The 22,573-nt window shown below is 62.7% G+C and carries 20 protein-coding genes and 1 pseudogene; 8 read left to right on the top strand and 13 right to left on the bottom strand.

Features of this window, described 5'->3' with window-relative positions; translation table 11 throughout:
- Positions 1–533 precede the first annotated feature (533 nt).
- From I6F28_RS18065 to I6F28_RS18015, 11 genes are all read right to left on the bottom strand, one after another.
- Entirely contained in the window at positions 534–3,653 is a 3,120-nt protein-coding gene (locus tag I6F28_RS18065; protein ID WP_225140405.1) for an efflux RND transporter permease subunit, read from the bottom strand.
- Complete coding sequence (locus I6F28_RS18060) at positions 3,650–4,891, bottom strand: efflux RND transporter periplasmic adaptor subunit (protein WP_225140404.1); 1,242 nt, start codon at positions 4,889–4,891, stop codon at positions 3,650–3,652. The genes I6F28_RS18065 and I6F28_RS18060 overlap by 4 nt, the downstream gene beginning before the upstream one ends.
- Positions 4,892–4,956: 65 nt before the next feature.
- Positions 4,957–5,196, bottom strand: a complete 240-nt coding sequence (locus I6F28_RS18055) for a hypothetical protein (protein WP_063822473.1) — start codon at positions 5,194–5,196, stop codon at positions 4,957–4,959.
- Positions 5,197–5,235: 39 nt separating this feature from the next.
- Complete coding sequence (locus I6F28_RS37805) at positions 5,236–5,514, bottom strand: twin-arginine translocation signal domain-containing protein (RefSeq protein WP_157784060.1); 279 nt, start codon at positions 5,512–5,514, stop codon at positions 5,236–5,238.
- A gap of 16 nt (positions 5,515–5,530) precedes the next feature.
- Complete coding sequence (locus tag I6F28_RS18045) at positions 5,531–6,088, bottom strand: HdeD family acid-resistance protein (protein WP_036026649.1); 558 nt, start codon at positions 6,086–6,088, stop codon at positions 5,531–5,533.
- Positions 6,089–6,235: 147 nt separating this feature from the next.
- Positions 6,236–6,721: a DUF992 domain-containing protein gene (locus tag I6F28_RS18040; protein WP_128262852.1), complete on the bottom strand. Its 486-nt coding sequence runs from the start codon at positions 6,719–6,721 to the stop codon at positions 6,236–6,238.
- Complete coding sequence (locus I6F28_RS18035; protein ID WP_225140403.1) at positions 6,722–7,321, bottom strand: hypothetical protein; 600 nt, start codon at positions 7,319–7,321, stop codon at positions 6,722–6,724.
- Positions 7,318–8,457, bottom strand: a complete 1,140-nt coding sequence (locus I6F28_RS18030; RefSeq protein WP_036026660.1) for an AI-2E family transporter — start codon at positions 8,455–8,457, stop codon at positions 7,318–7,320. The genes I6F28_RS18035 and I6F28_RS18030 overlap by 4 nt, the downstream gene beginning before the upstream one ends.
- Positions 8,458–8,486: 29 nt before the next feature.
- Complete coding sequence (locus I6F28_RS18025) at positions 8,487–8,732, bottom strand: hypothetical protein (protein ID WP_036026659.1); 246 nt, start codon at positions 8,730–8,732, stop codon at positions 8,487–8,489.
- A gap of 29 nt (positions 8,733–8,761) precedes the next feature.
- Positions 8,762–10,201 (bottom strand): basic amino acid/polyamine antiporter, encoded by a 1,440-nt coding sequence (locus I6F28_RS18020; protein ID WP_225140402.1) that lies wholly within the window; start codon positions 10,199–10,201, stop codon positions 8,762–8,764.
- A gap of 128 nt (positions 10,202–10,329) precedes the next feature.
- Complete coding sequence (locus I6F28_RS18015) at positions 10,330–10,560, bottom strand: DUF6894 family protein (protein WP_036011495.1); 231 nt, start codon at positions 10,558–10,560, stop codon at positions 10,330–10,332.
- Between the two features lie 232 nt (positions 10,561–10,792).
- On the opposite strand from I6F28_RS18015, the gene I6F28_RS18010 reads away from it, so the two are divergent.
- Positions 10,793–11,503 (top strand): Bax inhibitor-1/YccA family protein, encoded by a 711-nt coding sequence (locus I6F28_RS18010; RefSeq protein ID WP_225140401.1) that lies wholly within the window; start codon positions 10,793–10,795, stop codon positions 11,501–11,503.
- A gap of 18 nt (positions 11,504–11,521) precedes the next feature.
- Here I6F28_RS18010 and I6F28_RS18005 read toward each other — a convergent pair whose 3' ends face one another.
- Together I6F28_RS18005 and I6F28_RS37800 are read right to left on the bottom strand one after the other, a co-directional pair.
- Positions 11,522–12,025, bottom strand: coding sequence for a DUF1269 domain-containing protein (locus tag I6F28_RS18005; RefSeq protein ID WP_057026468.1), 504 nt, complete (start codon positions 12,023–12,025; stop codon positions 11,522–11,524).
- A gap of 204 nt (positions 12,026–12,229) precedes the next feature.
- Positions 12,230–12,430 (bottom strand): DUF3551 domain-containing protein, encoded by a 201-nt coding sequence (locus I6F28_RS37800; RefSeq protein ID WP_225140400.1) that lies wholly within the window; start codon positions 12,428–12,430, stop codon positions 12,230–12,232.
- 304 nt (positions 12,431–12,734) lie between these two features.
- Here I6F28_RS37800 and I6F28_RS17995 point away from each other — a divergent pair, with 304 nt between their 5' ends.
- From I6F28_RS17995 to I6F28_RS17965, 7 genes and pseudogenes are all read left to right on the top strand, one after another.
- On the top strand, positions 12,735–13,811 hold the full coding sequence (locus I6F28_RS17995) for an efflux RND transporter periplasmic adaptor subunit (protein WP_225112299.1): 1,077 nt from the start codon (positions 12,735–12,737) through the stop codon (positions 13,809–13,811).
- Positions 13,808–16,875, top strand: a pseudogene (locus I6F28_RS17990) (efflux RND transporter permease subunit). Before I6F28_RS17995 ends, I6F28_RS17990 begins: the two are co-directional and overlap by 4 nt.
- A gap of 144 nt (positions 16,876–17,019) precedes the next feature.
- Complete coding sequence (locus I6F28_RS17985) at positions 17,020–18,453, top strand: basic amino acid/polyamine antiporter (protein WP_225140399.1); 1,434 nt, start codon at positions 17,020–17,022, stop codon at positions 18,451–18,453.
- 26 nt (positions 18,454–18,479) lie between these two features.
- On the top strand, positions 18,480–19,742 hold the full coding sequence (gene arcA / locus I6F28_RS17980; protein ID WP_225140398.1) for an arginine deiminase: 1,263 nt from the start codon (positions 18,480–18,482) through the stop codon (positions 19,740–19,742).
- 118 nt (positions 19,743–19,860) lie between these two features.
- Entirely contained in the window at positions 19,861–20,697 is an 837-nt protein-coding gene (locus tag I6F28_RS17975) for an outer membrane beta-barrel protein (protein WP_225140397.1), read from the top strand.
- Between the two features lie 34 nt (positions 20,698–20,731).
- The gene (locus I6F28_RS17970; RefSeq protein WP_141697668.1) at positions 20,732–20,959 is read left to right on the top strand and encodes a hypothetical protein; all 228 of its coding nucleotides are present in this window, start codon (positions 20,732–20,734) and stop codon (positions 20,957–20,959) included.
- Positions 20,960–21,377: 418 nt separating this feature from the next.
- A complete protein-coding gene (locus I6F28_RS17965) occupies positions 21,378–22,514 on the top strand; it encodes a sensor histidine kinase (RefSeq protein WP_225140396.1) in 1,137 nt (378 codons plus the stop codon).
- Positions 22,515–22,573 lie beyond the last annotated feature (59 nt).

Below are 22,573 nucleotides of genomic sequence, written 5' to 3'. Positions count from 1 at the left end.
TGTTCCTTCCTAGCATGTTGTGTTCTCTCGCCAGCGGCGCGGAGCCCGGCGGGAGTTGTCACGCCGCACACGAGTTCGTTCCGATTCGCTCGACCGACGACCATCGGACCGTGACCATTTGGCGAGAGCCATTCATCAGAATATTCGTGGCAAGGTCGGGTCCCTATGCTGCTACATTCGACTTGCGCCAGCTTCCGCTTGATGTGAGCTCCGTTGCACCAAAGGACCCGCGTAGAGGTACGTTCCGCGGATTGAGCGGGGTCCCCGAGCCTTCCAGTCCGCCAGCTTAGAGACGCCGTCTGTCCCGTACATTAGGGATTCTCTGTACACCGGCGGAGCAGGAATCGGGGTGCCAACTGTGGAAATAGCGCTCTATGAAAGCTCTACCCGGGTAAACTTGGTTCAATTTTCTGCGCAGCTTACTAATAATCTCTCGTAATGCGGCAGCGTACTCCTCAATCATCGAAGTAGCTCATCTAAGCCAGACGACATTCTTTCGTTACGTTCTATGTTTTTGTTAGGATCGGGCATTCTTAGCCGCTTTTGATTGTGCCTTTCGCGCGCTCCCGTATGCGCTGGAAGGTGACGTAGAGCATCGGCACCAGGAAGATCCCGATCGAGCTTGCTGCGAGCATACCAGCGAAGACAGCGGTGCCCACTGCTCTGCGGCTCAGCGCGGCAGCTCCGGTCGCAATGACCAGCGGCAGAAGGCCGAGGATGAACGCAAGTGACGTCATCATGACCGCACGAAAACGCATATGGGCACCCTGAACCGCGGCCTCACAGATCGGGATACCCGCCTCCCGCTGTTCCCTCGCAAACTCGACGATCAGGATGCCGTTCTTGGCGGCAAGAGCGATCAGCACAACGAGGCCGATCTGGCCATAGAGGTCGAGATTGAGGCGCGCAATCATGATGCCGAAATAAGATCCGAGCACACCGACGACCACCGACAGCAGCACCGGGATCGGGATCACCGTGCTCTCGTAAAGTGCGACCAGGAACAGATAGGCGAACATCACGGCCAGCGCGAGCACGATTCCGGTCTGACCTGCCGCTCCCTGCTCCTGAAAGGCGGTGCCGGTCCAGGCGAAGTCGTAGCCGGACGGCAGAACGGCGTCGGAGATCTGCGCCATCGCGGATAGCGCGGTGCCCGAAGAGGTCCCCGGCGCAGGGCTGCCGTTCACCGTCACGGAACGATGATTGTTGTAGCGAGTGATGACCTGCGGCCCGGTTACGACCATGACGTCGGCCAGCGCCCGCATCGGCACCATCTCGCCTTTGTTGTTGCGCAGGTAGATCCGCCAGATATCCGAGACGTGGGCGCGATCGGATGCGTCGCCCTGAATGTTGACCTGCCAGGTGCGTCCGAACAGGTTGAAGTTGTTGACGTAGACGCCGCCGAGCGTCGCCTGCAGCGCAATGAAGATGTCATTGACCGCGACGCCTAGCGCTTGGGCCTTTCGCCGGTCGACGTCGAGATAGAGCGACGGATTGGTCGCGGTGAAGGTCGAGAACACCCGCGTGAGCCGCGAATCGGCGTTGGCGGCGCCGATCAGGGCGTTTGTCACGCTCGAAATCGCGGCTGGGCCCTGTCCTTCCAGAGCTTGAAGCTGGTACTCGAATCCGCCGCCGGTGGAGAGGCCGATGATCGGCGGCAGGTTGAACGGCAGCACATTGGCTTGTCGTACCTGGGCACCGGCTGCGAATGTCCTGGAGATTAGCGCCTGCGCCGAGTCTGCGGCCGCTGTCCGGTTGGAAAATGGCTTGAGCCGCGCCACCACCAGTGCGCTGTTCGATTGGGAGACGCCATCGAGCAGTGAAAAGCCGATCACCGCGAGCACGTGATCGACGGCCGGCATCTGTTTCAGGACGTCTTCGATCTGGCGGGTAACCTGGCTGGTGCGTGCGACCGACGCGCCGTCCGGGAGCTGCACCGAGGTGAAGAAGGCGCCCTGGTCCTCCTCCGGCAGGAATCCCGTCGGAGTAATGATCGAGACACCGAAGACGCCGGCGGCGAAGACGGCAACCAGCAGCAGCGAGAGCGCGGCCCGGCGCACGAGGTAGCGGACGCCGTTGCCGTAGCGCTCGCGCAACCAGTCGATGCCGCCGAGTACACGTCCGATGATGCCGCGGGGCCGTCTGCCGTGGCGCATCAGCAGCGCGCACAGTGCAGGGGATAGCGTCAGGGCGTTCAGCGCCGAAATCAACATTGCGGCGCTGATCGTCACGGCGAACTGACGGAACAACGTGCCCGAAATGCCGGGAATGAACGCGATCGGCACGAACACGGAGAGCAGCACCAGAGTGATCGCGATGATCGGCGCGGTGATCTGGGTCATGGCTTTCTTGGTGGCTTCGGCTGGAGCCAGGCTTGGTTCCGCCGCCATGACGCGCTCGACATTCTCCACGACGACGATGGCATCGTCGACGACGATGCCGATGGCGAGGACCATCGCGAGCAGCGATACCGTATTGGCCGAATAGCCGAACGCGAGCAGAACTGCGAACGTGCCGATCAGGCTCACCGGTACTGCGATGGCCGGGATCACCGTCGCACGGAGACTACCGAGGAAGATATAGACCACCAGCATCACGAGGACGAAGGCTTCGGCCGGTGTCCGCAAGACCTCCGCGATCGTGTCCCGAACGAAGCTCGTGGAATCGTATTGGACGAGATAGCTCAGTCCAGGCGGAAATCGCGTTGACAGCCGTTGCATCGTCTCGGCCACCGCTCGCGCCGTGGTCACCGCGTTCGCTCCCGGCGCAAGGTAGACTGCGATCGGAACGGCGGCGCGCCCGTCGATCCGCGCCTCGCTGTCGACGTTTTGCGCACCGATCTCGACGCGCGCGACATCTTTCACCAGCAGCGAGGATCCGTCGGGATTTGCGCGCAGCACGATGTTGGCGAATTGATCGGCACTGGCGAGTCGGCCGAGGGTCTGCACGTTGAATTGGAACTGCTGATCGTCGCTGATCGGCCGCGCGCCGATGCGGCCGACGGCAGCTTGGACGCTCTGCGCGCGGATGGCGGCAATCACGTCCGACGGGGTCAAGCTGAGGCTGGTGAGCCGCTGCGAATCGAACCAGATTCGCATCGAATAGTTCATCTTTGCGAACAGGTTCGCTTGGCCGACGCCCGGCGTGCTCGCGATCGCGTCCAGCGCGTTGATGATGGCGTAGTTGGTGATGAAGAGGGGATCCTGCTGGCCGTCGGCGCTGTAGAGCACGAGGAACTGCAGGATCGACGAGGATCGCTTCTGCACCCTCACGCCTTGCTGCTGCACCTCCGTCGGCAACTGCGACAGCGCGCTCTGCACGCGATTATTGACATTGACCGTGTTGATGTCGGCATTGGTGCCATGCGCGAACGAAATGGTGAGCGTGTAGCTGCCGTCATTGCCGCTTGTCGATTTCATGTAGAGCGCGCGGTCGACGCCGATCACCTGCGCTTCGAGAGGCTGGGCGACGCTGCTTTCCACGACCTCGGCGGACGCGCCTGGGAAGGTCGCGGAGACGGTCACCTGCGGCGGCACGATATCCGGAAATTGCGCCACGGGAATTTGCGTGAGTGCCAACGCGCCGGCGATGGTGATGAGAAGTGCGATCACTATCGCAAGGCGCGGACGATCGACGAAGACGCCCGATATCATGGAGTGCGGTCCGCGGCGTGGGGCCGGATCGGAGTGCCGCGGCCGCTCCGCGGTGGCGCCTCGCTCGCTGCGCCGTCCATGCTCGACCGCAGGAGTGCGCTTGCTGCATCCGGAGCGACGGTCTGACCCGCGCGAACCCGCTGCAACCCTTCGGCGATCACCTTGTCGCCGGCAGCAAGCCCGCCGATGACGGCGGCAATTGTTGCGGTCGATTGTCCGAGCTGAACGCGCCGCTCCTCTGCCTTATTGTCCTTGCCGACGACGAGAACATAGTCGCCGCGCTGGTCGGACAACACCGCCGCGCGTGGGATCGCAAGTACTTCGATCGGCTGGACGCCTTCGAGCAGAACGGTGACGAACTCGCCGTCGGTCAGCTCGTGCGCGGTCACGCCTGCGGCAGACGGGGCGCGCAAGATCGGGTTGGCAATCTCGCCGCGGACCATGATCGTGTCGGTATTCTGGGCGATGCTGTTGTCGACGAAGTTCAGTCTGCCGGACTGACCGTACGTACGGCCGTCCGGCAGCCGCAGCCTGATCGTCACCGCCTCGAGACCGCCTTGTGGGAGGTACCGCTCGCGCAGCTCGAGCCCCTCTCGCAGCGGCACCGGGAAAGTGACGTGCATCGGGTCCTGGCTGACGATCGTGGTCAGCACGCCGGAGGAGGGCCCGACGATGTTGCCTTCGGTTACCGCCGTGCGACCGATCTTGCCGTCGATCGGAGCATTGATGACGGTGTAGTCGAGATTGATTTGGGAGGCCTGGACCTGCGCCTGGGCAGCCTGGACCTGGGCCTGTAAGCTGCGCTGGGTGGCGAGCGCGGCGTCATAGGTCGATTGCTGCCCGGCCGGCCCGCCGAGAAGGGTGTGCGCGCGCTCCGTCGTCAGCCTGGCGTTTTCCAGCATCGCCTCGAGTTGCGCCACCTGCGCCTGCTTGGCTGCGAGATCGGCCTCGAATGGGCCGCGCTCCAGCCGATAGAGCTGGTCGCCCTTGTTGATCTCGGCACCCTCGTTGAACAGCCGCTGCTCCAGAGCGGCGGTGACACGGGCCGTCACGTTGACCCGGTTGACCGCCTCAACTCGGCCGAGGAACTCGTTGCTTTCGGTGATCAGCCGGCGCGTTGCCTCCACAACGCCGACGGCAGGCGTGGAAGGCGTCGGCTGGGTCCGGACAGTCCCGCCGATCGAGACCGTAACCAATCCTGCCGCCAGTAATCTGGTCGCGACGTCAGCAAGGTTCATGGTCCGCTCCGTGTTCCAGAGCTCCGAACGCCGACGTCACTTCGTTCGGCGTCTGGCGGACTGCATTACTCGCGCTGCGTCCTGTTGCTGCGGGCTGGTTCGTCGTAACCTTTGCGATGGCTGTAGAACATCAGCGCGATCAGGCCGCAGCCTAGGATCAGGATGAGAATCACGGCTCCGGTCAGGATGACGTTTCCATAGAGGGGCATCGGCGTCGATCGCCAGACCGACACGCAAAACCAGCTCGCCCCGACCAGCAGACCGGCCAGCAAGGCGGCGATCGCCCATTGGTTCCTGTCGCGCATCGTTACCTCCATCAGCTTCGCAAGGCTTCGGAGACCCGCCTAGACCCAACGCCAACCGCAGCGACGTCGGCCGCGATGCCACCAGCAGACCCAGCGCCGGTGGCGGCGACGGCGCGGTGGAGGGCCCCAGCCGGGTCGCGGAGGCGGTCCCCACTGCGTCTTGATCAGTTCTGACGACGTGGTGGCGCGTCGCGGATCTGGATCGATCGGCAGCGCTTCGGCAACGTCGATCAAGCGCACGCCGGTGGCGCCGAGCGCGGCAGCGGCAAGGGCGCTCGTTGCAAAGCCTAGGAAGGCTCGGCGGCTGGAACCAACCATGTGTCGTCCTCCTCTGTCACGCAGTCGATCGCAGCGATTGCAGGGCGTAGAGCAGCCATGCGAGGCCATGTGAGATCAGGTCGACGCCGAGCAGGAAGCCGAGCGCCCAGACGCTAATATCCGGGAAGCCAAACAGGATGAGCACGCCGGCGGCCATGGCGAAAACGCCAGAGATCAGCATCATCCAGCCGTTCTGTCGCCAATAGGCGAAACTCAGCACGCATCGAACGACGCCGGATGCGAATAGCAGCGCGCCGAGGAAATAGGTCAGGATCAGTGCACCCGACACCGGCTGGGTGAGAAGGATCAGGCCGAAGGCGAGGTAGAGCGCACCGAGAATGATCCGCCACAGGAAACTGCCCCAACCCTTTGTCCAGAACGCATGCGCGATCTCGAAGGCGCCGGCAGCGATTGCGGTGAGCCCAATGAACTTGACACTGATGATCGTGGCGAAGGCGAGATCGCCGAGGGCGAGGAGGCCGGCGGCGATCAGGACAATTCCGAGGAGAGCGCAAGCCCATAGCGGTGGGGCACCCAGCGTGTTGAGATCGTCGCGGCTGTCGTAGACGGTCATGCGAACCTCCTGGGTGCTTACGCTCCGATCGACACGCCTTCGATCCTAGACTTGAACCAGCAGGTCCAACATCGGACGAAACCCGGAGTTGAGGGGCGGGAATATTCTCATTCCAACTTGTTGCGACCTTTCCTGAGCGGACACGGCTCATCGCGGTCCGCGCGGGCCCAGTGTCAGATGGGTCACGCCGGCCGCGAGATTGAGCCCGATCGAGCGTTCGATCGAGATCGGCTGGAGCATGATGCTCCTGCGCGAGCCGCCAATCAGGACGTTGGCGCCGAGGCCGGGGCCTAGAGCGAAATTGCCACTCGCGCCCACATAGCTGCCGCGCAAAGTGCCGGCACCAATCCGCGAAGTCCTGGCGAACACGGCCCAGGACAGCGTGCCGGCGCTGGTCACGCCGAGATCAAGGCCGAGGCGTCTGATCCGTCCCTCGTAGATGTAGCGGCGGGCAGGGCGCACCCCATCGAACACGCAGCGCAGCGACTGCGTCGATCCGAGCACCAGTCCAACGCGTGGCTCCGAGAAGCATAGCAGCCTGCCTATTCTAAATCTCTCGGCTCCTGCGGGCGAGGGAATCGTCAACAGCACCGCCACTGCGCCGACGGCCGCGAGATATGGCAATTGTCGCATTCAAGCCTCCGCCTGGTGCTTTGTTTCGGTCGGCGCCCGCGGCGGGCCGTCGTCCCGGCGCAGCCAGAACGAAATGGCCAGCCCGATCAGCAGCACGGCGCCGAGCAGGAAGAAGAAGATGGATTGCTTCAGCCACGAGATCGCCGGGACGGCTGCGCCCATTGCAAGGCCGAGAAAGGCGATCTGCAATGACAACAGGCTGATGCCTGCGAGGAATGTGCCGAGCGCGAGCAGCGTCAGCAGGACGAGACCGGTTGCCGGCGTCGGGAGCAGTTGCTGAACGCCGGAGACCAGGATGATGTTCATCGTGATCAGGACGGCGATCCAGTGCAGCGCCTGGGTCCAGATCAGACGAATCTGGCCCTCCCTGCCCCCGATCTCCGGCCATTTGGTGATGACGCAGACCACCCCGATCGCCAGCGCCAGGAATTCCCAATAGCCGATCAGCGGCTGGTGGGAGACGTTGGTATAGGCAACTCCTGCGATGGCGAGCAGCAGCGCGACGGCGTACGGAAGCTGCTGCCAGACAAGACGCCCCATTCCCGAGCGAGCCTGTTGAGGCACGTGGTCTTCACGCTGCTGTGCATCCGTTTCGCTCATGGCTGCTCACCCAGGATTGGGGGATCGGTCGTTGCCGGTTCGATCCTGTCTCCGAGATAATCCTCGACATACAACCTGATGATCGCCACCCGTCCGACCGCGACGAGCGGCATCGCGAGCGCAATGCCCATGACGCCGAACAAGGCGCCCAGCAGGACGATGGCGACCAGGGTCCAGGCTGGCGGGGTCTCGACCGCATGCCGCTGAATCAGCGGGCCGATGACGTAACCTTCGATCGACTGGATGATGGTGTAGACCGCGACCGCCCAGATCAGCGGCGAGGCTCCGAGCGGCATCGCAACGAGCGCGATCGGGATCGCGGCGACGATTGGCCCAAGATAGGGGATGAAGTTCGACAATCCTGCCTGCAATCCGAGAACGAATGGGCCAGGCAGGCCGATGAGGTAAAGGGCAAGCCAGACGAAGAGCGTCATCAGGATGATGCGGATCAACTGGCCGACGAACCACAGCCGCATCACGGTGCCCATCTCGTCCATCACCTCGCGCGCGCGGGCCCGGTAAGATTGCCTGACCAGCACGACCACGCTGTCGCGGTAGCTGATGGGATCGAAGGCGAAGAGAATGCCGAGGAACAAGATCACGAGCACGGCGGTCAAAAGGCTCGAGGCGCCGCCGAGCAGGAATTGCGCATGGCTGAGGAACCGACCCTGGTCGGCGAACAGCCACTGCGCGAAGTCACGCCCCCATTCCGGGCCGAGCAGATCCACGCCATAAGACAACAAATGCTCTTGCAGGATGTCGACCTGGGCATCCATGACTTTCAGCAGCACACGCGTCTGCTCCGGCAGCTTACCGGTCCCCCAGGCCAGCCCGAAGCCTGCCAGCGCCGACAGCAGCAGGAGAACGAGCGTCAGACGCCAGACGCGGCTGAGAGGAAGAACCGGCGCCAGAGCCCGGGCTGCGGCATCGAGAAAGGCTGCGAAAAGCACGCCTGCGAACACGATCAAGAGACTCGACACCGTTTGCCAGACCAGGAAGAGGGCCACGGCCACGACGAGCACGGTGAGGCCGATCGCAAGCAGGCTCGGTCGTCCGGGTTGGACCGACTCGTCGATCGGGCTCTCATTCCGAACGAGGCCGCGGACCCGCTCGGATCCGACCCTGGCGTCGCTCATCGATCGGTCCGCCGTCATGTGGTCACGCCTCACGAGCGAACACGGCGGCTGCCAAAATGCGGATGCTTGCCGCCGCGATGACGCCAATAGCGATGCTTGAATGGATTCGTGTTGGTGTTGATGTTGGGCCTCGCATCGCCCGGGGCGGCCGTGCCGGTTTGCTTCGGCGCGGCCACGGTATCGTCCTTCGGCTGAGCCGGGGAAATGCTTGACGGCAGAGTGGCGGCTACGACTGCGGTGAGGAACAGGGTACGATAGTTGATCCACATCTTCATCCTCGCCTCCATGCGGTCAGCGACATCGGTCAGATCGCGATGGCTCCGACAGCCAGGCCGTAGATTCCGATCCCCGCGGCGATGGCCACCGCGCCGAACAGGACGGACTCGACCGGCCTGAAAAGCCGCTCCTTGCGTTCGCGCTTGGCGATCAGGAACAGCAGCGTTCCCGGCGCGTAGAGGATCGCGGATAGCAGGAGAAATTTCGCCCCGCCGGCGTAGATCATTCCCGCCGCGTAGAGCGTCGCGACAGCCGCGAAGATCCCCTCGCTGGTGCGGGCGCGCTCGCCGGAAGCATAAGCCTCACCAGTCCATGCGAGCTTCAGGCCGTAAGCCGCCACGAGGAAATACGGGACCAGTGTCATTGCGCTCGTCATCTTGAGGGCGAGCGTGAAGGCATATTCGGCGAACCAACTCACAAGAAGCAACGCCTGTATCACGCAGTTGGTGAGCCAGAGCGCGCCGACAGGGACCTTGTGAACGTTCTCGCGCGCCAGAAAGGCCGGCATCGTGCGCTGAATGGCCGCTGAGTGCAGGATCTCGGCCGCAAGGAGGGACCATGACAGGTAATTGCCGAGGATCGAGATCAGCAATGCGATACTGATGAACACACCGCCCCAGCGGCCGACCATGGCCTCCATCACGCCTGCCATCGATGGTGTCGGCAGGTCCGCGAGCCCGCTCCGCGGCAGGATGCCGTAGGACAGGAGTGTCACGAGCACGAGAAGGCAGAGAACGGTCAGAAAGCCGGTGACCGTCGCGATACCGATGTCGTCGCGCCTTCGTGCGTAACGCGAATACACGCTCGCGCCCTCGATGCCGACGAAGACGAACACCGTGAGCAGCATCGTGCTGCGGACCTGGCTCAACACCTGCCCGGCGTCGGGCTCGGTCGTTCCCCAGAAATTGTCGGAGAAAAGCCCGCGGTTCAGGGCGGCCGCAGCCACCACGATGAACAGCACGATGGGGATGATCTTCGCGAAAGTTGTGACCATGTTGAGCGCGGCAGCCCCCTTGATGCCGCGCAGCACCAGAATATGGACGCTCCAAAGCAGCACGGAGGCCGAAGCGATGGCTACCGGCGTGGTGCCGTCGCCGAACACGGGGAAGAATTGGCCGAGCGTGGCCTTGATCAGGATGAGGCAGGCGACGTCGGCTAGACAACAGCCGATCCAGTAGCCGGCGGCGGACGCAAAGCCGATGTAGTCACCGAAACCGGCTTTGGCATAGGCGTAGATGCCCGCATCGAGCTCCGGCTTGCGCCGGGATAGCGATTGGAACACCAAGGCCAGAGTCAACATGCCGGTGCCAGCAATCATCCAGGCAATGATCGCTCCCAAAGCGCCGGTGGTGCGCCCGAACTGAGCCGGCAATGCGAAGATGCCGGAGCCGACCATCGACCCGATCACCAGGGCGATCAGCGCATTGCGCGAAAGCTTCTGATCGGCCTCGCTTGTCGAAGCAGCCATGATGGATGCCTTCCGATCCGAGGCGGCTGCATTCGCGGCCTCCCTCCCGGAACCTTAGAGCCACCTACCGCGTGCGCACATCAGGGATTGTCTGTAGGAAGAGAGGCAGGAAATCGGTGGCCGCCGGTTCAGATATCGCCACGGGAAGCGGCGGTGTCGTCCCCGCCCTTGTGCCAGGACGTCGGCAACGTATCCCGCGCGACCAGCACGACGCTGCCACGGAAGAACTCGCCGGACTTGGCGAGTTCGGCCGCCAGGCGCCTGGCATGTAGGACGGCCGCATCCTGCTCGCTAAGATCGCATCCGATCGTGTCGGGCGAGACGCCGTATCGATCGGTGATATGGAAGAAGAAGCGCATGCCTCCGGTTAGGTCATCGCGCCCTCCAGTGACAAAAGCGCAAGGTGCCTCAGTCAAAAGTCTTACGACCCCGAAGCAGGTTCCAGTCTTACGGATCGGCAATCAGCGCCATGCCGTCCCCATTCGGGCAAGAGTGGTTTTCACCTGATGTCTTCGGGTGATTGTCCGATGTTGTTCCGTCGAAGCAGAGCCTAGCGTGGTCGCGCTTTAGGGGGCTGCACAGGAGGATGCGATGTCGAATCTCGATCAGAACTTGGCGGCGACAGACGTCGTCGGCGGCCGGATCACCGTGGATGCCGGACTGCGCCAGTACATGTTGCGGATCTATGGCTACATGGCCGCTGGTGTCGCCCTGACCGCCGTCGCCGCCGGCCTGACCTATCAGGTCACCGGCCCCGCGCTGCTGCAGAGCCCGCTGATGTGGGTTTTCATCCTGGCGCCGCTTGGGTTGGTGTTCTTTCTCAACTCGCGCATCGAGACATTGTCGGTGCCAACTGCGCGCCTGCTGTTCTTCCTCTATGCTGCCCTGGTCGGTATCTCGCTCTCGATCCTACTACACATCTACACCAGTTCATCGATAACCCGCGTCTTCGTCATCGCTGCTGCAATGTTCGGCGGGCTCAGCGTCTTAGGCTACACGACCCGGCGCGACCTTTCGGGATTGGGTACCTTCCTGTTCATGGGGCTGATTGGGATCATCTTCGCGAGCGTCGTCAACCTGTTCCTGTGGTCGACTGCGCTCGACTGGCTGATCTCGATCGTAGGAGTCGGCGTGTTTGCCGGCTTGACGGCCTATGACACGCAGCGGATCAAGACGATGTACGACAGCGCGGATGACCAAACCGCTTCGGGGCGAAAGTCGGTCCTTGCCGCGCTGTCGCTCTATCTCAATTTCCTCAACCTGTTCCTGATGCTGCTGCGTCTTGCGGGCGGCCGCCGTTGAGAAGGGAAGGGCGGCGGCTCAGGCCGCCGGCCGCTCCACCGTGCTGGCGAGGGCATCGCGCAACGCCTTTTCCTTCGTCTCGTCGAGGGAGGTCTTGAGTACGACGCCGCCCGCGTCCTTGATCTCCTTGATCACCTTGTCGGCGGTCATGTGCTTGATCAGGACGAACAGGGCGGCGTTGCCGGGCTGAAGGCTGGCGGAGAGACTCTTCATGAAGGCATCGTCGATGCCGACGTCCGAAAGTGCGCCGCCGAGCGCACCCGACGCTGCGCCTACGGCAACTCCGAGGATCGGATTGAGAAAGAGGACACCGATTAAAAGGCCCCAGAAGCTTCCCGTCACCGCGCCCATGGCGGTCGTGTTGACGAGTTGGTTGAGCTTGATGCTGCCCTGGTCCGTCTTTACGGCGATCACGGCGTCACTGATCGTGATCAGATATTCCTTCTGCAGCCTGAGCAATTGCTGACGCACTTCCTCGGCCTTCGCCTCGGACGGATATACGATGGCGACCAGATCTGACATGAAGACCTCCCGTTGGAGCATGCAAGCGGACCCGAGGAAGCTACCGCGCGAGAGCTGCCTCAGGGGATCGGAGAAAACCCTCGGTCCCGGTGGGGAATGTTCCGAATGAGATTGGACGCTGTAGACTGCGTCCCGAAGGGGCGGCGCAAAGTGAAATTGCTGGCGCCGCCCGATCGATGCTACCTCGGCGATCAATTGCGGCATCTAGCGGCGCGGATTCGGGACGCAGGTGCCGGACCGCCCGCTCACCGACGCGCGGCATTGGGCGCGAGTGTCATACACACAGGTCAGCGTTCCCCTGAACTTTCTGCACCATGCCAGATCCTGCGCTTGTCCTGGCGTCCACGAGCCCATGGCACTGAGCGCAATGAAGACGGCAGCGGAGAGCAAAGCCAGCTTTGTCATCTTGGTTTCTCCTTGTCGTTGAGCAATCACGTGGAGCCGCGGATCGCAGGCTCGTCAAACCCGCCGCGGCTTTGACGAAGGGATCGCATGCGCCGCAACGGCGGCAGCTGCAGGCTTATGCACCGTCTGCGCGCTTGGGCTGTCGGGTGATCGCCTGACTTCGCTGCCGGAATCTTTCGGCTCCGCCGGATGTTCGTTCACGATTGCACCCGCGGATGCTCAGTAGATTTACCGATACAAGCAGGATGAATTCTCCGCAAAATCCTCAGCGGCACGGATGGGTCAATTCATGCAGCTGCGGTCAATGAGTACGACGCTTGTTGCAGGAGTTTCTGCGCTGTTGCTGGTCGCCTGTGAGAGGGAGGCGGCGACGGACTCCCTTCCGGCGCCGGCGCGTCCCGTCCGCACCATGACAGTCGAGAAGCGGGATCAACTCACGCCCCTCACATTTTCCGGCCGCATCGAAGCCGAAGACGAAGTGAATCTGGCATTTCGAATTTCCGGTCGGCTGCACTCGAGCGACATCCGGCTCGGTGAGCGCGTCGAGGCCGGCCAGCTGTTGGCGCAGCTTGAATCGCAGGACCAACTCAGCGCGTTGCGGCAGGCGCAGGCCGCTCTTGCCGCAGCTCAGGGCCAGCTCACTCAGGCACGCAATCATTTCGAACGCCAGCAGACTCTGTTGGCGCAGGGATGGACCACGCGCGCCAACTTCGAGGCCGCGACGCAGGCGCAACAGACTGCGCAATCGAATGTTGAAATGGCCGAAGCTCAGTTGAATTCCGCCCACGACCAGGTCAGCTTCACCGAGCTGCGGGCCGATGCACCGGGCAAGATAACCGAAACGGGGCCCGCCGCCGGAGAGGTCGTCCAGGCCGGACAGACGATTGCGCGGATCGCGCGGCAGGATGGCCGAGACGCGGTCTTCGACATGCCGGCTCAATTCGTCCGCGCGGCACCGGCCAATCTGCTGGTGAGCGTCAGTCTGACCGACGATCCAGCGGTGACCGCGGAAGGGCGTATCCGGCAGGTTGCCGCGCAGGCCAATCCGGTTACGCGAACCTTTGAGATCAAGATAGGACTTCGTGATCCCCCTGCCGCGATGCGGCTGGGGGCGACTGTCACGGGGCGCGTCGAGATGAGCGCCGGACCAATGATCGACATTCCGGCAACGGCGCTGACCAGGATGAATCGCCAGCCGGCGGTCTGGATCCTGGATCCCGCGACGAAGACGGTCGCCATCCGCAATGTCGACGTCTTGAGGTTCGATCAGGCGCAGGTGATCATCTCGCAAGGTTTGGACATAGGCGAGGTCGTGGTGACCGCGGGCGTCCAGGCACTTCATCCGGGTCAGCGGGTGCGCGTCCTTGGGTCGGAGCCATGACCGGGCTCAACCTCTCGGAATGGGCGCTCGGGCGCCGCTCGCTCGTCATTTATCTGATGATTGCCGCCGTCGTCGCCGGCGTGCTGTCCTATCTGCGGCTGGGCCGGAACGAAGATCCTGCATTCACCATCAGGACTATGGTTGTTCAAGCGGCCTGGCCTGGAGCGACGGCCGAAGAGACGATGAAGCAGGTGACCGAACGGCTCGAGCGGCGGTTGCAAGAGACGCCACATCTGGACTTCCTGCGCAGCTTCACTCGGGCCGGTCTCACCACTATTTTCGTGAACTTGAAGGGGAGCGCCAACGCAAGGGACGTCTCCGATACCTGGTACCAGGTGAGGAAATCCATCGGGGACATCCGTCACACGCTGCCGGTGGGCATCGTGGGACCAGCGTTCAATGACGATTTCGGCGACACGTTCGGGATCATCTATGGATTCACCAGTGATGGATTTACCCAGCGCGAGCTGCGTGACCGGGTCGAGGCGGTCCGCTCGCGTCTTCTAGACGTGCCCGATGTCGCGAAGATCGAACTGCTGGGTGCGCAGGACGAAGTGATCTTCGTCGAGTTCTCGAAACGGCAACTCGCAAGTCTTGGGGTCGATCGCACGGCTCTGATCGCCGCCCTGCAGGCACAGAATATCGTGAGCCCGGCCGGCACCATCCAGACCGGGACCGAGCGAATTTCGTTTCGGGTTTCCGGGGCGTTCCAGTCGGAGCAGGACATTGCCGACATCAACTTCAGCGCGGGCGGTCGCACGCTACGTCTGAGCGATCTCGCGACGGTACGGCGAGGCTATGCCGATCCGCCGCAACCGCTGTTCCGGGTCGGCGGTCGTCCAGCGATCGGGCTCGCGATCGCGATGCGCGAGGGCGGCGATATTCTCGTTCTCGGCAGGAACATCAAGGCGGTGATGGCAGAGATCACGGCCGATCTGCCGATCGGAATCGAACCGAGCCTCGTGGCCGACCAGGCCGTCGTGGTGGACAAAGCGATCCGCGAGTTCATGACCTCGCTGGTGCAGGCGATCGCGATCATCCTCGTCGTGAGCTTCATCAGCCTCGGCGTTCGGCCGGGCCTCATCATCGCACTGGTTATTCCGCTTACGCTCGCGATCGTGTTTCCCAGCATGGAACTTCTTCGCGTCGATATGCAGCGAATTTCACTCGGCGCTCTCATCATCGCGCTCGCGCTGCTGGTCGACGATGCCATGACGACGACGGACGCCACGCTTAATCGGTTGGCGCTGGGCGACGGCAAGATCGCGGCCGCGGCCTACGCCTTTCGCACGCATGCATTCGCCATGCTCACGGGCACACTCGTAACGATCGCCGGGTTCATTCCGGTGGGCTTTGCAGCCAGCGCGGCCGGCGAATACACGTTCTCGCTGTTTGTGGTGGTTACGATCGCTCTCCTGGCGTCGTGGTTCGTCGCCGTCATCTTCACGCCGCTGCTCGGCGTCGCTATCCTCGCGCCGCCCAAGACCACAGCCGATGCGCCGGGAATGGCCTTTCGCCTGTACCGGCGCTTCCTGGTCCTGGCGATCCGCGCCAAATGGCTGACGATCGGCGCGACGGTTGCGCTTTTCTCGCTTCTGTGCTCGCGCTTCCGCTGGTTCCGCAGCAGTTCTTTCCATTGTCCGACCGGCCGGAACTTCTTGTGGACATCGGCCTGCCGCAGAATGCATCGATTTACGCCAGCGAGGCGGCGGCCAAGCGCCTCGATCAAGTACTGACCGGTGATCCCGACGTTGGTCATTGGAGTACCAATGTCGGGCGCGGTGCGATCCGCTTCTATCTGCCGCTCAGCGTCGAGCTGCCGAATGACTTCTTCACCCAGGCGGTCGTTGTGGCCAAAGACGTCGCGGCACGCGAGCGCCTGCATGCCAAGCTGGAACGGTTCCTTGTGGAAGAATTCCCGAACGCCATCTCCTCGGTTTCGCCGCTTGGGCTCGGTCCCCCCGTGGGATGGCCGCTGCAGTATCGCGTCAGCGGTCCCGACGTCGAGCTCGTGCGTGACATCGCGGTCGAAGTCGCGCGGATCGTCGGCTCCGATCCGAGGGCCAAGAGCCTCAATTTCGACTGGATGGAGCCGGATCGCCAGATCCGCGTTCGCGTCAACCAGGATGAGGCGCGCCGTCTCGGCCTGAGCTCGCAGGCGATCTCAATCGTTCTGAACACCGTGATCTCCGGCCTGCCCGTGACCCAGGTGCGGGACGATATCTACCTCGTCGATGTGCTGGCCCGCGCAACGGACGAGCAGCGCGTCTCGCTGCCGAGCTTGCGGACGCTGCAGGTGCCGATCCCGGGAGGGCAGACCGTTCCGCTGAGCCAGTTTGCCACCTTCGAATACGGTCAGGAGTTTCCGCTGATCTGGCGGCGCGATCGCATGCCGACCCTGACGGTGCGGGCCGCCGTTCCCGACGAGATGCCGCCGGAGACGGTGGTCAATCGGCTGGCTCCCGCTATCGCCAAGCTGAAGGCCACTCTGCCGCGTTCGTACGATGTCGTGGTCGGCGGCACGGTGGAGGAGAGTCGAAATTCGAGGTCGTCTGTGACGGCAGTCGTACCGATGATGTTGTTCGTCATGTTTACGGTGCTGATGGTGCAGCTGCAGAGCTTCCCGCGACTATTGATGGTCGTTAGCGTCGCGCCGCTCGGCCTGATCGGCGTCGTCGCGGCGCTGCTCGTGTCCGGGCGGCCGCTGGGCTTCGTCGCCATCCTCGGCGTGTTGGCGCTGCTTGGCATGATTAGCAAGAACGCGGTGATCCTGATCGGGCAAATCGAGGCGGAGCGCTTGCAAGGGAAGGGGCCCTGGCAGGCGGCAGTGGATGCAAGCAGCTCCCGCTTTCGTCCGATCATGCTGACGGCCGTCTCAACCGTACTCGGCATGATCCCGATAGCGCCGACCGTCTTCTGGGGGCCGATGGCCTTTGCGATCATGGGCGGCCTGCTCGTCGCAACCGTTCTAACTCTGGTGCTGCTGCCGACCTTGTATGTCGCCTGGTTCGGCGGGAAAGAAATGGCGCCAGCTTCCGATGCTTCCAGCCCGGCGCGAGGGTAATCCCGGACAGCGACTAGGTAATCACCTGATGGGCCGGGCCGAGGCCACGGCGCATGGTTCGATCTCGCAATGAGGAGGTCGGCAACGCATCGTTCGAGACATCGATGACGGCGTCGGTCTTCGCTCGCTCTTCGAGGCCATTCAATGACTGCGACGACATCGGCCCAGAAGCTCTCATTGTTCGCACTGACGGGAATGGTCGTCGGCTCCATGGTCGGCTCCGGCATCTTCTCGCTGCCCAGAACCTTCGGCACCGCAACCGGTCCCTTCGGCGCCATCCTCGCCTGGTGCATCGCAGGCGGTGGCATGTACACCATGGCGCGCGTGTTCCAGTCTCTGGCCGAGCGAAAGCCTGGTCTGGATGCCGGTGTTTATGCCTATGCGAAAGAGGGCTTTGGCGACTATCCCGGATTCCTGTCGGCGCTCGGTTACTGGATGGGAAGTTGCATCGGCAACGTGTCCTACTGGGTCCTCATCAAATCGACCCTGGGCGCGTTCTTTCCCGTGTTCGGCGACGGCAATACGGTCATCGCGATCGTCGTAGCCTCGATCGGGATCTGGCTGTTCCACTTCATGATCCTGCGCGGGGTGCAGCAGGCCGCCGCGATCAATACGATCGTCACCATCGCCAAGATCGTGCCGATCCTGATCTTCATCGTCATCCTGATCCTTGCCTTCAAGGCCGACCTGTTCCGTGCCAATTTCTGGGGCGGCGAGGGCATGCCGGACACGGGACTCTTCGAGCAGATCCGCGCGACCATGCTGGTCACGGTGTTCGTCTTTCTCGGGATCGAGGGGGCCAGCGTCTATTCCCGCTACGCCAAAGAGCGGTCCGACGTCGGCGCGGCGACGATCATGGGCTTCCTGGTCGTCACGAGCCTGATGGTGCTCGTCACCATGCTGCCTTATGCCGTGCTGCCGCGTGCGGAGATTGCAGACATGCGGCAACCGTCAATGGCCACGGTGCTGGAGGCAGTGGTCGGACATTGGGGTGCCGTCTTCGTCAGCATCGGGCTCCTGGTCTCGGTGCTCGGCGCCTATCTCGCCTGGTCGCTGATCTGCGCCGAGGTGCTTTCGGCGGCCGGTCGAACCCGGGACATGCCGCGCGTGTTCGGTACCGAGAACGCCAACAAGGTGCCGGCCGCCGCGCTCTGGCTGACCAATATCGTGGTGCAGCTCTTCGTCGTCAGCACATATTGGTCCCGGGATGCCTTCTCGCTGATGCTCAATCTCACGAGCGTCATGAACCTCATTCCGTTCTTCCTGGTCGCCGCCTACGGATTGCTGCTGGTGAAGCGCGGCGAGACGTACGAGAAGAGCGCGGGCGAGCACAGACGAGATCTGATCTTCACCGGCATCGCCGTCATCTACACACTCTTCCTGATCTACGCGGCCGGAATGAAATACCTGCTGCTATCCGCGCTGCTCTACGTGCCCGGCACGGCGCTGTATGTCTGGGCGCGGGTCCAACAGAAGGCGCGGATTTTTGCACCGTGGGAGTGGGGCATCTTCATCGTGGCTGCGATCGGCGCGGCCGTCGGCATTCACGGCCTCGCCACCGGCTACATCACGATCTAGGCGGATCGATTGCGGAGGTTGCGCTCATGACACAACAGACATCAAACGGAGCGCTTCCTTTTGGCGTTCATTCGGAAGTCGGTCAGTTGCGCAAGGTAATGGTCTGCTCGCCGGGCCGCGCTCACCAGCGTCTCACTCCGACCAATTGCGACACGCTGCTGTTCGATGACGTCCTGTGGGTCGACAATGCCAAGCGCGACCATTTCGACTTCGTGCAGAAGATGCGCGACCGCGGCATCGAGGTCGTCGAGATGCACAATCTGCTCGCGGACACCGTCGCCATCCCGGAGGCGAGGCGATGGATCCTCGACAATCAGGTGGTCCCAAACCAGGTCGGTCTCGGCCTGATTGACGAGCTCCGCGGCTATCTGGAAAGCCTCGCCCCCCGCGAGCTGGCGGAAACCCTGATCGGCGGATTGTCGACCCACGATTTCCCCGACGCACATGGCGGTGAAATGCTCCGGTTGATCCGGGAGGCGGCCGGCATGACCGAGTATCTGCTGCCGCCACTTCCGAACACGCTGTACACGCGCGATACCACCTGCTGGATCTATGGCGGCGTAACGTTGAATTCGCTGTTCTGGCCGGCGCGTCACGAGGAGCCGATCCTCGCCGCCGCCATTTACAAGTTCCATCCGGATTTTGCCGGCAAGGTCCACGTCTGGTGGGGCGATCCGACTCAGGATCACGGCCTTGCCACTCTGGAAGGTGGCGATGTGATGCCGATCGGGAAGGGAAACGTCCTGATCGGATTGAGCGAACGGACATCGAGACAGGCGATCAGCCAGCTTGCCGCCGCTCTTTTCAGGAAAAAGGCCGCTGAGCGCGTCATCGTGGCGGCCATGCCCAAGCTGCGTGCGGCGATGCATCTCGACACGGTCTTCACGTTCGCCGATCGGGATTGCGTGCTGCTTTACCCCGATATCGTCAATAACATCACGGCGTACTCCTACCGGCCGGCGGACAACTCTGCCGGAATCGAGCTGCGCAAGGACGAGAAGCCTTTCGTCGACGTCGTGGCTGGGGCGCTCGGCCTGAAGAAGCTCCGCGTCGTGGAGACCGGTGGCAATGCCTATCTGCGCGAACGAACCCAGTGGGACAGCGGCGCTAACCTGGTTTGCGCCTCTCCAGGCGTCGTCTTCGCCTACGATCGCAACACCTACACCAATACGCTGCTGCGCAAGGAGGGAATCGAAGTGATCACCATCGTCGGCGCGGAGCTCGGCCGCGGCCGCGGCGGTGGTCACTGCATGACCTGCCCGATTACCAGGGATCTGGTCGACTACTAGCCGGCGGAGGAATCGACCCAGATCAACCTGTGATTTATCATCTGAACATTAACACGCCACAATCGGCGCGCAGTGTGACACGAATCCCGGTGTCCGGCTGCAGCATCGGAGGGGACCTATGCGACCGTCTGGATCTTTTCTGCCGGTTGCCGCACTGCTCGGCAGTAGTACGGCTTGGGCGGCGGACCTCGATCTCACCGACTTCAAATCGAGCGGAGCCGCTACATCCTCCTACGCGGTTCCTTATTACCAAGCCCCGTCCTGGAGCGTCGTTGGTTCCATCTCGCCGACTTTCACCGACAACGCGCTCTTCACCCGCGATAACCGCAGGTCCGACGTCTATTACGCGCCAGACGTGAGCGTCAGGCTTGACGGGAACCTCACCAACGATCTGTCATACCGGCTCTATGCGCGGGCTCAATACGAAGCCTTTTCGCGGGAAAAGGACGGCAATTTCGCCGTCGCGCGTATGGGCGCGCGTCTGACCGAGAACTGGGACGGCTGGCGCTTGTCTGGCATTTACGAAAATCGATATGATTTCGATGGCATCTACCGCGATCTCGCCTTCACGTCCCACGACGTGATGGGCTCAGTCGCGCGCGATTTCCGCGTTGGCAACGCGACGTTCTCGCCACTAGTGCTTTTGACCTACCGTTTCTCCGATCTGGCCGAGGCGCGCCGCTGGCGCTTTGACGCCGTGCTCGGAATCGAGGTCAAGCTTGATCCCAGATGGTCGATCGTCAGTACGCCCCTGTTTGAAGCCTATTGGTTCACCGATGGACTCAATACCGGTCGCCAGGATCAGCTCTATTCGGTTGACCTCGGCCTGAAGTACAACGTTGCCAACAACGTGTCGCTCACGACGACCGTGCTCTACGAGGCACGAACCTCGAACGTCCCGCTGCGGCGATACAGGGACGTTCGGATCGGGCCTCGCCTGGACTTTGCCTTTTAGAGGTGCTCGAGAGATGCCGGCAAGACGCCTTCTAATGCTGACCTGCCTCATCATCTCAAGCATGATGACGACGGTCGTGCTGGCCGATCCTCGCGATGCGGTCGATCGTAGCCATCGACTCGATACCGATGCACTTCGGGATGATGCCGCGACGCGCCGTCTGGAGCAACCATCTCACCCGCTCGCAATTGCGCCGGCCCCGGCGGCACCGCCCGCGAAGGCGACCAGAAAGAAGAAGTCGGACACGAGCAGTAGCCGATAGCCCTGGCGAACCTGTCAGCGCATTAGGGGGGGAACGGTGGAGGACGCCCGGCGACCACGGAATGGCGGCGCGACGATGCCATTCGGGCTCGTTCGCCGCGCATCGCCATTTTTACTCTCTATTGCATCGGATTTGAGATTCGGCGGCCCTTGACGAAGGCCAAGATTTCAATCCCCCACGAATACTACCTCATGTTGAATGAGCGGTTCGCTGGGTGTATAGTTGATTGACCCCGCAGGTGCGCTATTCCGAATTCGGTGGAGGATTTCTCGCCGGCAGGGTGGGGAGAGACCCCGCTATTGTCGTCGTGGCCAATATCGGGAGTCGCCGGAATAGAGTGAGTAGTACAGTGAAGCCACATGGCTCCCCCGCCAGAGAGTCGAGGCAAACCAGTCCCAAGCGCTGGCTGCGCGTAGGTTTGCAACCATCGACCGAGGAGCTTTACTGGAACTCTTCTGCAGATCTCCTCTTCGTCGCGCGCCCCTCCTTTTGCGGACATTTCGTCTACGAGAGCATCAATCCGGCATTCGAGTCCCGGCTCGGCGTATCGTCGCGAGACGTGCTCGACATGGATGTATCCGATTGCCTGAGCGCGGATGACGCGAGATCTGTCTGCGAAGCACTTCGGGCGAGCCTCGCGGAGAAGGCTGAGATCAGGATCCGGCAGCGGCTGGCGTTTGGTGGTTCATCCCGCACGAGGGAAACGACGGTCACGCCGATCCTGGATCCCGCGACCCGCGGTGTCGTCCGGTTGATCGGCTGCCATCGCGAGGCGCGCGACGTTCGCTTCGAGGACCCCACCACATGGGGGAACGGGCTGGATGTCGAAGCTGGCCTGCTGTCGCTTCAGGAGAGCATTCAGCAGCGGATCGCTTCCGATCTCCACGATTCGACCTGTCAACATCTGATTGCCGCGAGTCTCGGCTTGATGCGGATCCGCGGCCAGCTTGACGGCACACAAGCCGCCGAACGGATCTGCGACGAAATCGACGCGTCGATTGATGAAGCGCTCCGGGAGCTCCGGGCTTTTGCCTATCTGCTGCATCCGCGGGATCTGACGGGTGACGGATTGAAGGCCACGATCGAAGGCTACGCGGAAGGGTTCGCGGCGCGCACCTCGTTGCATGTGAGGGTGAACATCGTGCCGGAGGTCGATGGGTTACCTTATGAGGCCCAACGCTCGCTGCTGCGCGTTGTTCAGGAGGCTCTGACGAACGTCTTCCGTCACGCAAAAGCGACGGAGGTGGCGATCGTCGTGGATGTTGTCGACAGACGCTTCCAGTTGACGATCAGCGACAATGGACGCGGTTTTCCCAACCCTGGCAGACCGGGCACCAAGACGCTGTCGAGCGGTGTCGGAATTCCCGCGATGCGCGCGAGGCTGCACGGGATCGGAGGTACGCTCGCCATCCAGTCCAACGGGATGGCACCGCACTCCGGCACCGTTCTGTCCGCGGTCTTCCCGCACGTCCTTGCAGTAAATAAGCGCAATCGACGAAGGACCACGATCAATACGAGGCCAGCGACCGGCACACAATCAGCGAAAGAACACTAGCCAGCGGCGGCGGGTCGAAAGCGCGACCCCAAACGCCGTCAAAGACATGGAGTGTGCGG

It is taken from the genome of Bradyrhizobium sp. NBAIM14 (assembly GCF_020193895.1).
GTDB classification, from domain to species: domain Bacteria; phylum Pseudomonadota; class Alphaproteobacteria; order Rhizobiales; family Xanthobacteraceae; genus Bradyrhizobium; species Bradyrhizobium yuanmingense.
The sequence above is the reverse complement of the archived record's forward strand: the minus strand, read 5'-3'. Positions and strand labels throughout refer to the sequence as shown.

Bases quoted from the DNA above. Each gene is read 5' to 3' on its own strand.
- I6F28_RS17995 (WP_225112299.1), top strand. From the start codon at position 12,735: ATGAGTACGACGCTTGTTGCAGGAGTTTCTGCGCTGTTGCTGGTCGCC.
- I6F28_RS18005 (WP_057026468.1), bottom strand. From the start codon at position 12,025: ATGTCAGATCTGGTCGCCATCGTATATCCGTCCGAGGCGAAGGCCGAG.
- I6F28_RS17975 (WP_225140397.1), top strand. From the start codon at position 19,861: ATGCGACCGTCTGGATCTTTTCTGCCGGTTGCCGCACTGCTCGGCAGT.
- I6F28_RS18015 (WP_036011495.1), bottom strand. From the start codon at position 10,560: ATGCGCTTCTTCTTCCATATCACCGATCGATACGGCGTCTCGCCCGAC.
- I6F28_RS18060 (WP_225140404.1), bottom strand. From the start codon at position 4,891: ATGAACCTTGCTGACGTCGCGACCAGATTACTGGCGGCAGGATTGGTT.
- I6F28_RS37800 (WP_225140400.1), bottom strand. From the start codon at position 12,430: ATGACAAAGCTGGCTTTGCTCTCCGCTGCCGTCTTCATTGCGCTCAGT.
- I6F28_RS18025 (WP_036026659.1), bottom strand. From the start codon at position 8,732: ATGAAGATGTGGATCAACTATCGTACCCTGTTCCTCACCGCAGTCGTA.
- arcA (WP_225140398.1), top strand. From the start codon at position 18,480: ATGACACAACAGACATCAAACGGAGCGCTTCCTTTTGGCGTTCATTCG.
- I6F28_RS17970 (WP_141697668.1), top strand. From the start codon at position 20,732: ATGCTGACCTGCCTCATCATCTCAAGCATGATGACGACGGTCGTGCTG.
- I6F28_RS18055 (WP_063822473.1), bottom strand. From the start codon at position 5,196: ATGCGCGACAGGAACCAATGGGCGATCGCCGCCTTGCTGGCCGGTCTG.
- I6F28_RS18020 (WP_225140402.1), bottom strand. From the start codon at position 10,201: ATGGCTGCTTCGACAAGCGAGGCCGATCAGAAGCTTTCGCGCAATGCG.
- I6F28_RS18035 (WP_225140403.1), bottom strand. From the start codon at position 7,321: ATGAGCGAAACGGATGCACAGCAGCGTGAAGACCACGTGCCTCAACAG.
- I6F28_RS17985 (WP_225140399.1), top strand. From the start codon at position 17,020: ATGACTGCGACGACATCGGCCCAGAAGCTCTCATTGTTCGCACTGACG.
- I6F28_RS18030 (WP_036026660.1), bottom strand. From the start codon at position 8,457: ATGAGCGACGCCAGGGTCGGATCCGAGCGGGTCCGCGGCCTCGTTCGG.
- I6F28_RS37805 (WP_157784060.1), bottom strand. From the start codon at position 5,514: ATGGTTGGTTCCAGCCGCCGAGCCTTCCTAGGCTTTGCAACGAGCGCC.
- I6F28_RS18010 (WP_225140401.1), top strand. From the start codon at position 10,793: ATGTCGAATCTCGATCAGAACTTGGCGGCGACAGACGTCGTCGGCGGC.
- I6F28_RS18040 (WP_128262852.1), bottom strand. From the start codon at position 6,721: ATGCGACAATTGCCATATCTCGCGGCCGTCGGCGCAGTGGCGGTGCTG.
- I6F28_RS18045 (WP_036026649.1), bottom strand. From the start codon at position 6,088: ATGACCGTCTACGACAGCCGCGACGATCTCAACACGCTGGGTGCCCCA.
- I6F28_RS18065 (WP_225140405.1), bottom strand. From the start codon at position 3,653: ATGATATCGGGCGTCTTCGTCGATCGTCCGCGCCTTGCGATAGTGATC.